This is a genomic window from Microbacterium sp. 2MCAF23, assembly GCF_052115565.1.
Taxonomy (GTDB): Bacteria; Actinomycetota; Actinomycetes; order Actinomycetales; family Microbacteriaceae; genus Microbacterium.
This window is the reverse complement of record NZ_JBFRGY010000027.1, coordinates 1-497: the sequence shown is the minus strand read 5'-3', so window position 1 is coordinate 497 and position 497 is coordinate 1. Positions and strand designations below refer to the sequence as shown.

The following is a 497-nucleotide window of genomic DNA, read 5'->3' as shown; positions in this document are numbered from 1 at the left end:
GTCCCGGTGTTCACGGCGATGGCCGCGGACAGGCCTGGCGCATGCGAGTACAGATCAGGGACGGGCGCGGGCACCGACACTGCGGCCGCGGGCTTCGGCTCCGTGTTCGGTGTTCGCGTCGAGCAGGCCGGCGAGCTCGCCAGCGGGCAACCCATCGACACGCACATCGCCCGCATCCTCGCCGGTAACGCCGTCGCTTGGGAACGCGTGCTCACGCACCCGATCACCGGGGCGATCCTCGCCGTCGACCACTACCGGCCCAACACCGACCTGCGCCGACTCCTGCACGCCCGCGACTCCCGCTGCCGATTCCCCACCTGCGGACTCCCACCCGCCGCCCAGGACCTGGACCACACCATCGACGCCGCCTACGGCGGCGCCACCGAAGAAGGCAACCTCGGCGGACTCTGCCGACGTCACCACGTCTTGAAGCACCAGACCGCGTGGACCGTGAAACAAAAAGGCGCGGGCGTCCTGGAATGGACCAGCCCCAGCGG

General features: G+C 70.4%; 1 protein-coding gene. It reads left to right on the top strand.

Annotation, left to right across the window (positions count from 1 at the left end; translation table 11 throughout):
• Positions 1-497: HNH endonuclease signature motif containing protein (locus AB4078_RS18675; RefSeq protein ID WP_441978381.1), on the top strand; the 497-nt coding region annotated here is incomplete at both ends.